The organism is Peribacillus kribbensis DSM 17871, from assembly GCF_000430765.1.
GTDB classification, from domain to species: Bacteria; Bacillota; Bacilli; order Bacillales; family DSM-1321; genus Paraperibacillus; species Paraperibacillus kribbensis.
Window position 1 is genome coordinate 311,673 of the sequence record NZ_AUMQ01000016.1, and the last position, 17,739, is coordinate 329,411.

Sequence of the window (17,739 nt, forward strand, 5' to 3'; positions counted from 1 at the left end):
ACTGCTTTAAAAAACTAACCGACTCAGATTACACATTCACTTTAAGCCTCACATCTATTACAAACATCCTGCATACAAAGAGATTTCACCTATTCTTTCGGCAAGATTTCGATATTTTTTAAACATACTATTTTTAAAAATAAAAAAAGGAACACCCTTTAGATGATCCTTTGTGCTCATTAAGCCCTAAATACTGATAAGCCCTTCTATCAACAAAAAAGGCTGCATAAGCAGCCAAACGATCTTCAACTAACGCACCCGAAACCGGGTAAAACACCGATGAATGACTAACATACTTCGTTAGCTTTATCCTTTTGTCTGAGTACACATCGCTACACGCTGGCCAAACCCGAGATGGTACGCTCGAAAATCGATTCATCATTGAGCGCCGAGCATCTTCGGAAATATTGGTAAATCACCGTAGCGAAACGGTCCCGAGTCTTGTCGAGAGCAAAAGCACCTACAAGCCAACGAACCAGGTATCTATATGTGCAAGGATCTCGGCGGCCATTTCGTCTTTTCCTTAGGGAAAGAAATAGTAAAGGCTCCCTTTGGATTCCTGTGCGGGCCGTAATCTTGCTCATGGATGCTCCTTCGTTACCGAGTTCGCGAAAAACCTCGGCAACCAACGGAATGACATCCGCCTTTTCGAATACGGTACGGGTCATAAGCCTAAATCCGTTAAACTGGGATGGTTATCTGGGCGCCGACCGAGCGGCCAATGAAATTTCCGTTCGGATTCGCTAATCAGCATGTCGTTAATGGACGCATAGCGTCGCTTCATCAAGCCATCGGTAGCGAACTCCCAATTCTCGTTCCCGTAGGAACGGAACCAATTGCCACTATTATCGTGCCACTCATAAGCGAAGCGCACTGCGATACGGTCATCAGTGAACGACCAAAGTTCCTTAATTAGCCGGTAATCCAACTCCTTAGCCCACTTTTTGGTGAGAAACGCTGCGATTTCCGCTCGACCAACCGGAAAATCGGTACGGTTCCGCCATCGGCTGTCCTCTGTATAGACAAGGGACACCCGATGCGGATCACGGCTGTTCCAACTATCCTCTGCCATCCTGACTTTTTGAATTGCGGTTTCCCTGGTAAAAGGGGGTACGAGTTTGTTCATTTAGTCTCCTCTTTTCTATTTTCCGTTTGTTCCTTATGTTAGCTTTTAGACCGCCCCAACGAACAGATAGAGTAAGGGAATTGGCCGTTAAATCTCAATCTACTAAGAAAAAGCACCTAGTTTCATTTACAATCAGCAAGTCGCCGATATGCTTGTAATTAGCCGGGAATTTTGGATGTTTATTTTATACACGCCTAGATCCCCATTGCGCTCAATCTCGGGGCTGTCTTTGGTTTACTGGCCACCACCGTTTTTGCTTCTTCTTACTTTTTCCAAACAGCTTAGTAGGAAACTCATAATAAAATCCCTCGTTTTTGGCCTAATTTTAACAGATTGTTCCTTAAGAAACCCTATGCTCTATTCACTAATCCAACCTAATTCACGCACAGGCCCGCAGACCTCTATATTTCCTGAAGGATATAACGGGCTTTATGCCTTGTGCTACGAACCATTTCATGAATACAGGAGAGTAATATATTCCATAGGATGTTCAAAGTGATCCTCTCGTTTTAGTGGCGCAGGCAGCCTAAAGGCATAGGGGGCATTTGCTTCACGGGAGGCTTCCCTTCTTTTTCTTCTTCGGGATTCCATCAGATGTTCAGGCTGCCGGGACAGCCGCCAGGCAGGCTCGATGCATGCCTTTCTAATCAAGAACAAACAAGAGTTTTTTCTTTCCATGCGTGAAGGGCCGATACCTGCTGGCACCCCACCGGACACGGCTTCCTCACGGCCAGGAAGCCACCGCCCTCAGGAATCTCCAATTGTACTTCCTTTGCCCCCTCGAAGTCTCCTGTCAAATAGGCCACCACAGAACGGACCTGTTCCTATCCTGTTGCGAGAAGGAATCGGAGCACGGCCGGAGGTTTTCATGCCCACAATATAGAAATTCTTTTCAGGCTGCCGAAGTTTAGCTTCTCCATGCGGCCTAACCGTACCGCAGCTATGAACCTTTTTATGTCTTTTTACCGATAAAAATCCGGCAAAAAAAAGGTTTCGGAAAGTCTGTTAATCGAAATAGAAATGGCCGCTGATGCAGCCCAGACTAACACACCTGTTAGTTTAAGTTTAATCATTGATCAAAAATCGTATGGAGATGAAGTTTTGCCTGAACGTATAAGTGTCAATATAAAGATGAAAATATTGATAAACTATTAGCTAGTTTAGTTTAAGTGCAATATTTATCGATGGTTACCTCCCATGTAATTACAATTCCTAGATTGATTATTAAAGGACGACTCCACCATCGATATTTAAAATGGTGCCGGTAATAAACCTAGCTTCATCTGAAGCAAGGTATACATAGCCATTCGCAATTTCCTCTGGAGTTCCCATTCTATTAAGCACTGATTTTTTCTTCATCATTTCTATCAAATGTTCGGGCATTCTTTCTGTCATTGAGGTGGAAATAAAGCCTGGAGCTATAGCATTTACACGAATACCATATTTACCTAGTTCTTTCGCCCATGTCTTGGTCATTCCATTTACCCCCCATTTCGATGCGGCATAATTAGTTTGACCGAAATTTCCATATGTCCCAACAACAGAAGAAGCATTTAATACCACACCACTCTTTTGTTCTATCATCACTTTTGCTGCTGCCTGTGCAACATTAAACACTCCCTTTAGATTCACGTCAATAACACTGTCCCATTGCTCTTCTGTCATCTTAAGAAGTTGTGCATCCTGTGTGATGCCTGCGTTGTTAATAACAATATCGACTCTTCCGTATTGGTCAATAGTTTTAGACATTAACCACTCTACTTCTTCACGTTTTGTCACATCAACAACCAGTCCGGTTACTTCACCTCCCCTTGTTTTGATCGTTTCGACTGTCTGGTCAATACCCTCGTTATTAAGGTCTACTACCACAAGTTTGGCACCTTCACTGGCAAATTTCAGCGCAGTCGCTTTTCCTATTCCATTTGCGGCTCCTGTAATAATTGCCACCTTATCTTTCAATCGCATTTTTATTTCCCCTTGTTAATGATGTTTTTCATACTTACCTAGACCTCGCTGTACAAAGTAGCTTTCCATAGGTTTATGAGTCTTACTCTTAAATTCCGTGACTACTATTCGCCAAATAACATTCTGGGGACTTAAACAAAGAAAGCCTTGGCGTTTATAGATTAACGTCCTTAATGATTTGTAGTCTTATAATTTATGCTTTAGTGCTTTCTATTACAATTGCAATGCCTTGTCCCCCGCCAATACATAATGACGCTAGCCCGTATTTAGCTCCTCTTTTTTGCATTTCCAACGCTAGTGAATATGTTATACGTGTTCCACTTGAACCGACTGGGTGTCCTAAAGCAATAGCCCCGCCATTAACATTGACTCTACTAACATCAACACCTAATTCTTTGACAACAGCTAAAGACTGTGCAGCGAAGGCTTCATTCAGCTCAAATAAATCAATATCTCCGAGTGTTAAACCGGCTTTTTCCAAGGCTTTTTTACTTGCTGGTACCGGGCCAATTCCCATAATGCTTGGATCAACACCTGTAACGCCCCAGGATAAAATTTTCGCAAGTGGCTTTAAATTATGTTTATTAACGTATTCTTCAGATGCCAATATTACGGCTGCTGCACCATCATTTATACCGCTGGCATTACCAGCTGTGACAGTTCCATCCTTTTTAAAAGCAGGTTTCAATTTTGCTAACCCCTCCAATGTTGTACCTTCACGAATATGCTCATCGGTTTCAAAAATGACTTCCTCACCATTTCGAATTTTTATCTTGATCGGTACGATTTCTTCTGAAAATCTACCACTCTCTCTAGCTATAATTGCTTTTTCATGCGACTTAACTGAAAATTCATCCTGCTCTTCACGGGAAATGGAATATTTTACAGCCAAGTTTTCGGCTGTCATACCCATACCACAACCAACATGACTATCCGTTAATGTCTCCCACAGCATATCATCAACGATTGGCGCTTTATTTGGAGAACCGAAACGAGTGCCTCTTAAAATATGTGGTGATAAACTCATGTTTTCTGTACCACCTGCCACTACTACATTAGCATCACCTAAAGCAATCGATTGTGCACCTGATACAATCGATTGTAGACCTGATCCACAAAGTCTATTCAACGTTAATGCTGAAGAATTTTCTTGCAAGCCACTTTTCAAGCCAATATGTCGAGCTAAATAGGCGGAGTTTTTGCTTGTGTGGATTACATTCCCAAAAATAATTTCATCAATTTCCATCGCCGATATATTGCTTCGCTTAATTGCTTCTGTTGTCGCTATCACTCCTAACTCAACTTCATCAACGTTCTTTAAAGTTCCTCCAAATGTTCCGATCGCTGTTCTTGCGCCATTAATAATATAAATTGCCGTCAAATTACTCTCTCCCTTTTCCTTACCTTCCATCATTTGCTATGCTTAACTATCCTGATTAATTTAATCAATGAGGTTTGCTATGTTTTGTAATTTCATATTGTTAATTAGTAAATATGTTAGGGTCGTCTGATATTCTTCAAGCAATAAACTCAATTGCTTCACTGTCCGATGGCATGCTCAAACAGGTTTCTACAGTCGACATGGTTTTGTATATTAATCGTTATAAAACATTATTTATACTCGTAGAATCCTTTTCCATTCTTCTTGCCAAGATGGCCAGCTTCCACCATTCTTTTTAGCAAAGGGCATGGACGATATTTTGAATCATCAAACCCTTCATATAAACTTTGTAATGTGTATAACACAACATCAACACCCACCATATCAGTCAGTTTTAACGGCCCAATAGGATGGTTAGCACCGAGCATCATACCCCTATCAATCTCGTATGGATCATTCCCTTCCATAACAAGAAACGCTGCTTCATTTAACATCGGGACCAACACTCTATTTACAATGAATCCAGGATAATCCTTTGCTATAATAGTCTTTTTTCCCAGTTTCTCTCCAAAGGCTTTTGCCGACTCTACAACGTCTTTACTTGTATTAATCGAAACTACAATTTCTAGTAGTTGCATAATCGGGACAGGGCTAAAAAAATGAAGGCCGATTACCTGCTCCGGTCTTTTCGTAACTGAACTCATGGCTGAAATAGATAAGGAAGAAGTATTGCTTGCTATGATAGCCTCTGGCTTTAAAAGTTTATCTAGTGTAACAAACAATTCTTTTTTTAGGTCTATTTTTTCAGGAATTGCTTCAATAGCCAAATTTGCATTTTTCCCATCAATTATTCGAGTTGTGAAGGTAATACGTTTTTTAATGTTTTCCTGGTCTACATTACCTTGCTTTGTTAAAGCTTTTTCAATCTGGTCTTTCCCCCTGATTAGATCTTCTTCCGTTCTGTCCACAACAATTACATTAAACCCTGCCTGTGCAACTACTTGGGCAATACCAGCACCCATTAATCCACAACCGATGACTAATACTTCATCACACTGCTGTAATAGTGGTCGAGACACCTTATCCGTCCTCCTTATTTATATGGCTAATCTAAGCGACATTTGGTCATAGCCCCTTTGTTTATATAAAATAATTACCTTGTTAGTTATTGAGTAAGCGCTTAAAATATAGAATATTGGAACTTTTCCGAAATCAGTCATTACAAGAATTTAGGGTATAAGGAAGTGTTATTAACATGCATTTTGAACAACTGGAGTATATACTAGAAGTCGCAAAAAGAGGAACTATTTCTAGTGCTGCAGAAACATTACACGTTTCACACTCTGCTATTAGCCAAGCTATTTCAAACCTTGAATCCGAGTTGGGAATACCTATTTTTAAAAGATCACGGGCAGGAAGTATTTGTACAGAGGAGGGTAAGACTGTTCTTAAATTGTCCTACGATATCATGAACAAGATTACAGAGCTTAAAAACGTAGGCCAAAAAGCCAGTTTGATGAAGGGGAATTTATCTATTTCTTCATCCCCTATCTTCTTCTCTACGGTTCTTCCTGAGGCCTTATATGCATTTAAAAATGAATACCCCAATATCCAAATTGAAATTAACGAAGACAGCACGGAAAATATTATTGCCTCGATTAAAAATTATCAACTGGATTTAGGTTTTATCTTTGGTTCAGATGAAACGTTCAAATCCGTCTCTCAACACTTGACATCCCGGTCGATTTATCAACCAAAGCTCATGGTGTCTGTCAGTAAACACTCGCTTTTAGCCAATAAAGAAGTAATATATCCTAAAGACATGCTACAATATCCCCTGATTATTCGAAACGAAAAATTCGCAAAAGAAGTTTGGGAAAAAATCTTCTCATCATATGGAAAAGGGCAAGTTCTATTTTATTCAAATAATGATGACGTAATTAAAAATGTAATCGCAAATAACTTAGCAATCGGTTTTTCAACTGATTTGATGAAGCACGATCCTCTTATCAAAAATGGAGATATCATAATGATTCCTTACGTTGACAACAAGAATAATCCTATTCTTCATCTGATTTGTATACAAACAAAAAATAAAAACCCTTCTATTATAGAAAAGGAATTTATCAACAGTTTAATCACGAAAATCAATTCCTTTTAGGGAAAAATTACCACATATGAAGTTGATAAGCCATGAACGCCGCCCATAAAACAATACACCGTAGTTTTTTATTCTAAGGCCTTTTAGGTAAAGTAATAATAATTTGCCCAGGACCTACAGTAACACTTCGTGAATTTTCGGACCATATCTGTAATTCTACTAATGACTCATTATTTTCTTGCCATTTCTTTTTGACAAATCCTTTCGTCACAACTGTTTCTCCTACAGTATTAAAGACTTTCATACGGAATTCCTTTACACTCTTTATAGTTCCTGAGAGTCCCATAAACTCCCGAACTGTTCTTTCCCACATTCCGTACAGGAAAATTATATTTGCGTACATATCAGGAGCACCAGTCTCTTTTGCATACTCCGAATTATGATGGATAGAATTGAGATCGCGATTTGCGCCAGCTGCCATAACCAGCCGGGCAACGCTAAGTGGAAAATGCAATGATGGAATTTCGTCTCCTATACGAACATCTTCCCAATAATGCTGTTGCTTAACTCCCATAAATGGTAATCCCTTTCGCTTATACTTTTATTTATCATGTGGAAAGTAATGATATGTTTCTAAACGGATTTTTGCCACGAGTTCATCTTTTTCATTTTGTATTTTTGTTTCCCAAGTTAGAAATGCTCCCCGTCCAACTTTTGTTTCTTTCGGAACACAAGAAAGCAATACATCTCCAACCCGGCAAAGTCGATCTCCGACTGTCATTGGTTTGATATAGTCAACCTCAACATTTGTTGCAAAGTAAAAGGGGGTTGGAGGTGCTAGATCAGTACTGACTACCAGCAACGGAAGTTCGGTAACTGGAGTATTTCTTTCAGCACGGTTGAATACACCCATACCTGGTTCCCAGTAGGGAGGAATCAACCAAGTAAAGAGACTGCTATAAGGGGCAACAACATCGCTATAACCGTACTCATTTGCAGCAGCTTTATCATAGTGAAGGGGGCAATCGAACTCAAGTGGTTCCAAGAATTGGCGTATTGAGCCACGTTCAACAGAGTCTGCCCCCCATTGCTTCCTTCCTTCATTGAAATTTAGCCCTATTGCATCTATCATTGGTTGCCACTCTTTTTTCCAATCTTCCATTTCCTCTAACCCTTTCTGTGTTTACTTCCTTTCATAGATCCGACCTGCTGTGCTGCTTCTACTAAATTAGCTTGTAATAGAACTAGATTGGTTGGCAATTTCCCTTAATAAATTCTTGTTATATTTTCCGTTTGCGTTCTTAGGAATTTCTTCTACGAACATAAATTGGTCTGGTAACCACCATTTGGGAAACTTTGGTGTGAGCCACTCAATGAGTGCTTCTTCTACATTAGTTGTCCCGGTTTGATTATTTTTCAACAAAATACAAGCCACTGGGCGTTCTAACCACTTTTCATGATTGACTGCAACAACACAAGCCTCTAAAACATCTGGGTGGGCCATGAGTTCATTCTCCAATTGGACGGAAGATATCCATTCTCCGCCACTCTTAATTACGTCTTTGTCCCGATCAACAATGCGTATTGACCCTTCTTTGTTTATAGTTGCAATATCCCCACTCTTCCACCATCCATCAACAAAACTCGAGTTTGATCGATTGTCATTATAATACTCGCTTGCAATCCATGGACCACGGACCAAAATTTCTCCCATATGTTCATCATCCCAGGGGACTTCTTTTCCCAATTCATCTACAACCTTCATTTCTAAGCCTGGTAAAAGCATTCCTTGTCTGGATCTAATCTCATTCTTTTCGTCATCACTTACTCTCAATTGATCTCGCCTAATATGCAAAAATGTTACAATTGGAGAAGTTTCTGTTGCTCCAAATCCTTGTACAACAGGCACTCCATATTTTTTGAAATACTCATCGATTAAGGCTTTTGGTACAGCTTGTCCCCCCAACATAAGTTGACGCAAACTTGATATATTATATTTTTTTTCTTCTAGTATGGTCAGCATGTCAATTCCTAGTGTCACCGCACCAGCTGAAAACGTAACTTTCTCAGAGTCAATTAACTGCAAAAGGTCTTCTGCTTTTGGACGTGTACCAGGTAGTATTAATTTTGCGCCGGTTGCAATAGCAGCGTAAGGGATGCCCCAAGCACATACATGGAACATGGGAACAATGGGTAAAATATGATCATGTTCAGAAATTCCCATTACATCTCTAAAGCATAAAGCGGATGCATGGAGGTATATACTTCTGTGACTATAAACAACCCCTTTAGGAAGTCCTGTTGTTGCAGAGGTATAACACATAGAGGCTGGTAGATTCTCATCGACTTCCTCAAAACAGTAAGTAGAGTGCGTACTGGATAGGAGCTGTTCATAACTATATACCGGAGAAAGACTGGTCTCAGGTACAGTGTAATCCAATACTATATACGCTTTGACTTTAGGGAGTTGGTGAGCTATTGATTCCATGATTGGTACTAAATCTTTATCTAAAAACACAATGGCATCTTCAGCATGGCTTATGGAATAAGCGATTTCTTTTGCACCATACCGGATATTTACGGTATGTAATATCGCGCCATAACATGGAATTCCGAAATATAACTCAAGATGTCTATGGTTATTCCATGCGAAAGAAGCAATTTTATCCCCTTTTTTTATACCTAACAATTTTAAAACATTCGCTAGTTTCTGTACCCGTTTATAGTATTGGGAATAATTATATCGAAACAACGAACCATCTGGTTCTCTTGATATCATTTCGTTATCAGGAAAATACCGTGCAGATCTGTCTAACAATGTTTTTAAATTTAATTGAAAGGAATTCATTTGGTCCCTCCGTTCTGCACTAATAATAGTCCTAGCTCCCCTGTCTATTCAGGAAAGCTAGTCTATATTTACTGTTTGCCTAAAGAGTAATTTCAAATTCTCTGGAATGATCATCTTGAGGACGTTTGATTTCTGTCGCTAGCCTAGTTGCACAAGTCGGGCAGAAAAATTGAAAGAAAGAGAGGGATTGGTCTACATATCTATCGATTTCAACAAAATGTTTACCCGCTTCCTGAATCGTCCCCTCATAAATTAAGCTGCCTCGCTTAAAGTCTTGACTGCCATTCGAAATAACTTCCCCACAACAACTACAGTGTACATTGGTGATTTCACGGCTGTTTTTATGAACAAACATGTAATCTCCTATCTGTATTGCATCATTAGGTATATTAATATTTTTAGATAAGAGGTCCTCCAAATTATCCGGAGCACTTGCTTGGCATTGTTTAAAACGGTTCTTCCGTATTTCAAGACGTTTGATTTTTGTAGCTTCCTCATCTACATATCCTGCTGATGTCAATTTAACACCGTATGTCAGTTCGGCCGCTTCTTCAGAGATAATTCTGTCAGTCACATCCTTAAGTACCAAATCTGGGTCTCGATCAAGTTCATCTCCATAGCCCGGACTCGATCCCCAATTCCATTCCACTATATCTGTGTCAGATAGATCGATTGGCATCCCCTTACCATTAGTAAGCGTTTCCTGGCCTTGGATTTCCTCTGTTGATGCTGGCATTTTCCCTTGACTGAATAATGAATTTATATTGGAATTTTTAATTATTCGAGTATCTCCACGGCTGCCGGGCAACCCTCCCTGTAAACCTACAGTTTTTGGTACCCCTTCCGAAGAGTGTGTACCCAAAGTTACTTGCCCCTTGTACGGAATATAAGCTAATATCCCTCCATTACCTCCTCGAAAACGCCCTGATCCTGCTGAATCTTGGTGTTCGTTCCGATAGAGGTATAGTATAGGCCAATCTCTCTCACAAGCTTCTATATTCGGACCCTTGCCTTCAGGAACCCACCAAAGACCATTGGCAAATGAACCATCCCTATCAAGGGTTGCACCTGTTGTACCAATCATATGCTCTAGCATTGGCCCAACGTAATAATCCCCCCGTTGGTTTACTCCATAATGTATATTGATATGCCACTGAGCAGGAGTAGGGCCAAGTGCCATCTTTCTAAGTTTAGGGTCCATGGAAGACATAATCATTTTACTGATGACCGAATTGGCCATCGAGATCGCTAGTTCATTCGAATAGATCCCTGCAGGGCTAACGGCTGCCCCATAATCCGGACAGGTAAGTGTTCCTGGAGTAGGTTCAAATTTCAGGTGGGGAATCGCCCCACCGATTGCACCCATTTGGTCCGGAAGCAATATGACATTAAGCGCTGATAAAATGGTACCTCTCCAACCGCAAAACGGAGCGTTGATAGCACCTACCTGAGGATCTGTTCCTTTATTTTTAAAAATCAACGTGCCTCCTTTTTTGGTGACAGAAAGTTCAACTTTATAAACTCCTCTATCCCCTGTGAGTGCAACCTCCTGATAAACTCTTTCACTCCAAGTACCATCGGGGATAGATTTCATAAAATCCATAAAAGCAGCTTCACTTGCAGTCATCATTTTCCGCATAGCGCCTTTTACTTTCATCGGACCATACTTCTTTAACATTTCTACGATACGGACTTGTGATGCATGGCACCCTGCTATAGCGGCTCTTAAATCGAGTGCAAGATTATTTGGTGTTCTAGAAGCCCTTAAATAAATCGCTTCTAATTCCGGGTCTATTTTCCCTTCTTTAACGATCTTCATGGGGGGAAAGCTAGGGGGATCCGAAAAAACATCCGGCGCATTCTGGCAAAAGCTCCCTGGCATTATTCCCCCAATATCGTTTTGGTGCATCACATTTGATACCCAGCAAAAAATCTTACCTTCCCACACTACAGGCGCACATACTCCTACATCAGGCTGGTGGGGAGCGCCGATCCAAGGATCATTCTGTAAAAACATATCACCTTCATTGATACCTTGTTCTCCGCGATGCTCCAATACATACTGAATACTTAAATCCATGGCACCCGAAAAGTACTGAAGGTATGGACCGAACAGGATAATATCTCCTTCTTCTGTATGAAGGCTAGTTTGAAAATCCCTTGTTTCTAGAGTAATTGGGGAGACTGCCAAGTTTTCTATGACCTTTCCATGTTCTTGGTTTACACCCCATAAGCTATGTCGAATAACTTCAAAAGTAATCGGGTCAATTTCTTCCTCATACTCTTTGTGTAATCTGACATTTGGAGAAATATTAAGAGGTTTAAACGGTATATATGCATGTTCTTTACCATTCCAGAAATCCTTTAATTCAGCCAGAGTTTTATCCATACTTTAGTTCCCCTTTCTACTATTTCTTCTTAAACAGATTCTTTAAGGCTAGAAACAAGTTCATTTGACTTATTTTCTTTTTCTCCTAAACTTAATATGAAATCGCCACGTTCAGTTTTTTGTACTTGCTGACCGCTATCAATAACAATTGATGTGCCCGGTAGATCGATAACAGCCGGTCCTTCTACTATATTGCCACCTAATAACTTTGAACCATTATAAATTTGGGCTTTCACTGGAGATGTTCCTCCCAAATACACTAATCTTTCTGGTTTCTTCGATTCAGCTGGAGGACTCACATGTGAAATCGCTTCCATTTTTCTATTCGGTTTCCACACGCGTACCACAGGTTCTGATCGAATAGATTCTATTTCCAATTGCGCCCCCGGAAGAATGGATGCAGAGCCATATCGCTCCTTATACATAGATGTAAAGTCGTTTACAACCTTTTTTATGGTTTCGTCATTCAAAGTTTCAGCAGATAATGGAACTTCCAAGGAATGCTTTTGCCAATTAAAACGCATCCGAACATACCGTTTAAATTCAATATTTGTATCTTCTCCTACTTCTTTATAAACTAAATCTTTAGATTTGTTCTCTATTTCCACAAAAAGAGTTTCTAATTCTTCTGCATCAAACGGAGAAAGGAGTACGACCTCTTTTTCAGTCTCGTAACGAATGTCACTAATTGATATTCCAAATGCAGACCATACTGAAGATATTTCACCCGGGATAATGACCGTGCTAATACCTAGGTCTTCTGCATAGGATGCCGCATGCACTGGACCAGCTCCACCGTACGAAACAACAACAAAGTCTCGAGGATCTAATCCATGCCCTATTACTTCGTTTTCAATGAGATTAGCCATTTTTGCATTTGCAACGTCTACAATTCCTTGTGCAGCTTCAATTGTACTTATTCCAAGTTTTGCTGCGAGTTTAGAGATTGCTTTCTCAGCCAACTCCTTATTCAGATGTAGCCCACGGCCTGAACCGGTGCCAAACACAGTCTCAGGATCGATATATCCAAGTAGTAAATCAGCATCTGTGACAGTCGGTTCTTCTCCGCCCAATCCATAACAAGCCGGACCAGGATTAGCTTTAGCGCTTTGAGGGCCAACGCGGAGCCCACCACTATAGGAATCAACCCATGCTATACTTCCTCCACCAGCACCAATGGATTGAATTTGTACATTGGGGGCATTATAGAAAAATTTATCAACTATGGCCTGTTCAGAAGTCAATGGGTCTCCATTGACAATCAAGCCCACATCGAAAGTGGTTCCACCCATATCAGTACCAATGATGTTTTTGTATCCTAATTCCTCTGCCAAGCTTTCGCATCCCATAATTCCCCCGACTGGTCCCGAACCGATGGTCAATACAGGAGCTTGACGGCTGCGGATAGCTGGGAACATGCCGCCATGACACTGCATGATAAGGAAAGATGCTTCAGATCCTCTTGAACGTATTCCTTTTTGGATCTTTTCAAGGTATTTGCTCGTTGTCGGTCCTACATAGGCGTTAATTACTGCAGCAATGGTTCGTTCATATTCTCCAAGTGTTTGGGAGACTTCATGTCCACAAGTAATAAATAAATCTGGAGCCATTTCTTGAATAATTTCTTTTGCTCTTAATTCATGTGAAGGATTTTTAATACTCCAGAGAAATGATATTGAAACCGCTTCCATTTTTGAATTTATTAAATCTTGCACAGCTTCCCGAATCTCTTGTTCATTGAGTTCTACTACAACATCGCCATTACAGTCTATTCGCTCTGCAATGCCTTTTATTAATTGACGACTTACTAGTGGGTCTGGCTTGGGTATCTCCACGACTTTTAAAATATTCTCAGGTGATTCTCCTGCTACACGCCCTAAACCTCTCATCATAATAATCGTATCTTCATGTCCCTTTGTGGTGATTAACCCTACTCTGGATCCATTTCTTTCTGCAACAATATTAGTTGCTATAGTAGAACCATGTGAAATCCTGGACAACCTTTCAAATACCTCTTGTGTAGACAGCCCCATTTGTTCCCCCGCAGCTTCTATACTATTAAAAAAACCCGATTCAAATCCATCGTTATAGGAGGTGAGTGCTTTACCGTATACTACATTTCCATCTAAATCAAGTAATACACAATCAGTGAATGTGCCACCAATATCTACACCACAAACGAGTTCAGATTTTGTCATGCTTCTGTTTCCCCTCTTTCTTTGAATTATTGAGACCTTCAATATAGAACTAAAAGACAACATTCAATATTTTTTGTGTGCAGGAAAAATGATTAAACGAAACAAATTATTTAATCTTAAACACCTCCATATAGTCTAAATTTTGCGAATTTTTAGTTTTCAATTCAAGTATATTCATAGTATTTATAAAGGTAAAGTTAACAATTTCTACATTAATGTTAGTAGTACTTACATTAATAATTTAACAAACGCTAATAGCCGCTGTTGCCAGCCCCATCAAGACTGCAACAATAAAACAATTCTCTTACATTCCCGCGCACACATTAGCTACCATGTAAGCATTGACGAGGATACTTTTTAGTAGAATTGTGCCTAGCAATTTTCCTCAAAGAAGGCAATTTCGTTAAGTCTAATGTAACTGAAAAAAGATTGGAGAGTTCACAGCAATTATCACATACATAGAAGTCAGGCGAGCAAACATTATCTGGTTGCTCTAAAACTTGCTTTGGACAAAAAAGACAAATGGAACAGGTAAAATTGATCAGGCTACTAACTTATGCAGAATAAATTAACGCACTCTAAAGAGCAGTCGGGAACATCTGGTTAACAGTACCCTATCCCGATGCATATGGGAAAGGTGGAAATTTTGTACTGTTTAATGAACCATATCGCATGCTTGTCTTGACTGGTGAACTTAAGCATGATGACATTGTCCTTCGTAAGATTTCATTTTATTCTTGCAACATAAGTTGTTTTAAACACCATTGATATTCCAGGGAGGTTATTTATAAAATAGATGATTTACACAATACAGATATACAGTGGTAGGTCAACTAACCATCTTTTCAACTCATTTAATCAATCGATTGATTAAACATTAAGATATACATGTCACTATAACCTATCCCTTCTTCTTGATCGGAAAGTTAATTTTAAGCCAACTCAGCTGTTAAGTTGTAGTCTTTTAAGAGCCTATCAAAAGATAGGCTAATTTAAATTCTTTCTATAAAAGTTCATCTAGTATTCTACCGTTCTTATCTCTCCATTCAGCCCAACCATAAGCATAGCCAAGGAATTTAACTACGACCCTAGCGCTGCGGCGCGTTCATTAGGAGCATATTGCTGATACGGTAAATTACGGATACAATCATATAACTTTTGCAGCTGGGATTTGCGAAAGGATGTTTATGGGGAGTTTTCATTTCGATCTTCTTATGGGGTATAGCTATTTGTATACTTATATACTAGACCTATTTTATACATTCTAATATTTATTTAGGTAAGTAAGAAAAGAATCCACATTTCTAAAATTTAGAATCCCGATCTGTTTAAGAATAATACCTATCCATTATTTACATACTTTTCCGTTATTTTCTTATTACCCGTCCATTAAAGGTTGTCTTTCAGTACCTTTTTGTTACAGTTCTACACCGATGACCGGTCAATGTGAATGGATCGATTGTTTCCTTTTGTAACAATTTTAAGAGTAAGATACCTTATTTCTCAACAAAAACCCTTACAGGTAAAGGTAAGGGTTTTTTAGTATGCTTTTACATGTAGTTTTAAGATTCATAATTTTAACTGTTGAAGATTCTAATGGGAGATTCCATTATTAAACCTTTTTCTAAGGAGCGATTAGTTGGAGAAGCTAAAAAAGGACAAAGAACTATAGTGGTTGTCCACATAGGAAAAGAAACATAAGATGGTGCGCAAATAAACGAACATTTGGATGAACAGTGTTCGTTTATTTGAGTTATAACTATGAACCTTAACCCATTAAATCTTGATGTCGATCACAGCATTTTTCTTAAGCTCTTCTACTTGCTTAGTAAGCTGTGCTTGTTGCTTCTGTTGCTGAAGCTGTTGCTTGATTTGAGGTTTCACTTCTTCAAGCTTTGGAAGCTCTTTCCCGCCAGCATTCCCCTGCTGGGCCATTTGATCATAGTAGGTTTGAATTTCTTTATCTGTAACTGCCTCCACCGGTATTTCTTTTTCAACGTACTTAGAGAATTTAATGCTTTCAGCCGATTTGCTCTTTAATGTCTCCATGTCTAAACCAGCTTGTTTCAGCGCTGCTTGAAAGGCCTTATCGTCTTTATATTGCTGTTTTGCATTTGTCAGTTTCTTTTCAACTTCTTCATTTGATGCTTTATACCCTTTTTTGTCAGCGTCTTGAAGAATTAGGGTTTGTCCCACCAAGTTATTGATGGTTTGTTCTTTAATTTGTTTCGCTGCATCTTTAGATGTGGGATCTTGACCCATTTGTTGCATCTGCATTTGTACAGAAGACAAGGCCATATTGTATTCACGGCCCATAAGCTGCTTATTATTTACAATGGCAACCGTTTCCTTATCCTCTACTTTTTGGTCCTCAAGTTTTTTCTGCGTTTCTTCTGCCTGATTCGCTTGGTTTTTCTGTTTTGTTTGAGATGACTGCTTTTGATCTTTAGCTTTGTCTTGTTGACCTGCATCTTCTGATCCACAAGCCGTCAAAGTGACTACAATTATTCCTGCAATAAGGGGGTATATTATTTTCTTCATCTCTAGCTCCTTTTGTTATTGGAATTACACAACATATAATTACCAGGGTTGAGATGTTATTTTTATATAACCCTAGATATTTGCTCAACTTGTTGTTCGAAACCAATTTGGTCGTGTAGCTTGCGTTTAATAGTTCTTATCCTAACATATTTGATTAAGAAATGCAGGAATTAATGAATATTCAAATTAAGGTAGATACACATGGACCTGTGAGAACCCTGCAATTTTACCTTTTTTACCCCTGCTTTGTTATACACTCCTAGCAACGAATGGAATGGCATTCTTTGAGTTCAGTTGCTTTACTACTTCTCTTAAGCATTCATCTGCGTAGGTTTAGGGTTTTCAATACCTTTCACGTCGTTAAACCACCCACTCATCAACACAACAACCATCAAAATCTCACTTTACCTACCGACAAACCATCCATTTACTCTATCTAGTATTCTTCCTGTTTATTTCATTCCCTTTCTATTCAGACAAGGGAAAGACGTATTTTTTCTACATATTCCGATCTTAAGAAACTCTATGAATATTTCGTAAAGGTGTAATAACCCTTGACTTTTTTATTTGCGTAGAAAAAGCTCCAGGACACACGGACCTGGAGTCTCAATCCGATCTAATTTTAAAGGAGATGAATCATCTATGACTAACAACAAGAGCTTACCCAGCAGAAAAAGAAAGAAAACTCAGGCAAAAGCGACTTGATATGATTATACCCAGGAAAAATTAAAATGATGGCAGCTTGCACCTACAAATGATTTTTCACTTAAGGTTAACAGGAAAATTAAAACCTAGATACCTAAAAAACAAAATACAATTTTTAGCGTAACATAATTATCCTTATTTGTCTTAATTTTGTTACATCATTTTATTAAACTACCTATTAAAATAAAGAATAAGGAATAATAAAAAAAGGTTTGGACACTTATGAAAAAAATCGAGGAATGGGAAAATTATTTATTTATTAAAGAACTGGGGAACCTCTTTACTGAATATTACCACTGTCCAGATAAAGAAATAAAAAAGCTTATTGTACAAGACATTATACTTCTAGGAAGTGTTATTAATACTTGAATCCCGGTTAATAGACGGGATTTTTCCTAATTAAAGGCTTGATTTAAAGAGGATAGCTCGGAATCATGGGGAAACCAGTCGTTGCTTTCCTGCCGGGAACCGTCAGTTTGCCGGAC

Annotated in this window: 11 protein-coding genes and 1 pseudogene; 1 reads left to right on the forward strand and 11 read right to left on the reverse strand. The window is 39.2% G+C overall.

The features are described from left to right. Window positions 1–664: 664 nt before the first annotated feature. The 5 genes and pseudogenes from H539_RS0101430 to H539_RS0101450 form a co-directional block, all read right to left on the reverse strand. A complete protein-coding gene (locus H539_RS0101430) occupies window positions 665–1,126 on the reverse strand; it encodes a nuclear transport factor 2 family protein (RefSeq protein ID WP_026692027.1) in 462 nt (153 codons plus the stop codon). A 647-nt stretch (window positions 1,127–1,773) separates the two neighbouring features. Then, window positions 1,774–2,074 (reverse strand): annotated as a pseudogene (locus H539_RS32705) (hypothetical protein); the annotation flags it as partial. A gap of 276 nt (window positions 2,075–2,350) precedes the next feature. Next, complete coding sequence (gene fabG / locus H539_RS0101440; protein WP_026692029.1) at window positions 2,351–3,091, reverse strand: 3-oxoacyl-[acyl-carrier-protein] reductase; 741 nt, start codon at window positions 3,089–3,091, stop codon at window positions 2,351–2,353. A gap of 193 nt (window positions 3,092–3,284) precedes the next feature. Further along, on the reverse strand, window positions 3,285–4,472 hold the full coding sequence (locus tag H539_RS0101445; protein WP_026692030.1) for an acetyl-CoA C-acetyltransferase: 1,188 nt from the start codon (window positions 4,470–4,472) through the stop codon (window positions 3,285–3,287). Between the two features lie 230 nt (window positions 4,473–4,702). Continuing rightward, window positions 4,703–5,551 carry a 3-hydroxyacyl-CoA dehydrogenase family protein gene (locus H539_RS0101450; RefSeq protein WP_026692031.1) on the reverse strand — a complete coding sequence of 283 codons (849 nt, stop codon included), beginning with the start codon at window positions 5,549–5,551 and terminating at the stop codon, window positions 4,703–4,705. 176 nt (window positions 5,552–5,727) lie between these two features. Here H539_RS0101450 and H539_RS0101455 point away from each other — a divergent pair, with 176 nt between their 5' ends. Then, the gene (locus H539_RS0101455) at window positions 5,728–6,633 is read left to right on the forward strand and encodes a LysR family transcriptional regulator (RefSeq protein WP_026692032.1); all 906 of its coding nucleotides are present in this window, start codon (window positions 5,728–5,730) and stop codon (window positions 6,631–6,633) included. A gap of 73 nt (window positions 6,634–6,706) precedes the next feature. Here the strand turns inward: H539_RS0101455 and H539_RS0101460 are convergent, their stop codons facing one another. The 6 genes from H539_RS0101460 to H539_RS0101485 form a co-directional block, all read right to left on the reverse strand. Beyond that, complete coding sequence (locus H539_RS0101460) at window positions 6,707–7,147, reverse strand: hotdog family protein (protein WP_026692033.1); 441 nt, start codon at window positions 7,145–7,147, stop codon at window positions 6,707–6,709. A 27-nt stretch (window positions 7,148–7,174) separates the two neighbouring features. Next, the gene (locus H539_RS0101465) at window positions 7,175–7,735 is read right to left on the reverse strand and encodes an FAS1-like dehydratase domain-containing protein (protein WP_026692034.1); all 561 of its coding nucleotides are present in this window, start codon (window positions 7,733–7,735) and stop codon (window positions 7,175–7,177) included. A 66-nt stretch (window positions 7,736–7,801) separates the two neighbouring features. Beyond that, window positions 7,802–9,421 (reverse strand): long-chain fatty acid--CoA ligase, encoded by a 1,620-nt coding sequence (locus tag H539_RS0101470; RefSeq protein ID WP_026692035.1) that lies wholly within the window; start codon window positions 9,419–9,421, stop codon window positions 7,802–7,804. Between the two features lie 79 nt (window positions 9,422–9,500). After that, window positions 9,501–11,810, reverse strand: coding sequence for a hydantoinase B/oxoprolinase family protein (locus tag H539_RS0101475; RefSeq protein ID WP_026692036.1), 2,310 nt, complete (start codon window positions 11,808–11,810; stop codon window positions 9,501–9,503). Between the two features lie 29 nt (window positions 11,811–11,839). Beyond that, on the reverse strand, window positions 11,840–14,008 hold the full coding sequence (locus H539_RS0101480; protein WP_026692037.1) for a hydantoinase/oxoprolinase family protein: 2,169 nt from the start codon (window positions 14,006–14,008) through the stop codon (window positions 11,840–11,842). Between the two features lie 1,776 nt (window positions 14,009–15,784). Beyond that, entirely contained in the window at window positions 15,785–16,549 is a 765-nt protein-coding gene (locus H539_RS0101485) for a SurA N-terminal domain-containing protein (protein ID WP_026692038.1), read from the reverse strand. Window positions 16,550–17,739: the final 1,190 nt, after the last annotated feature.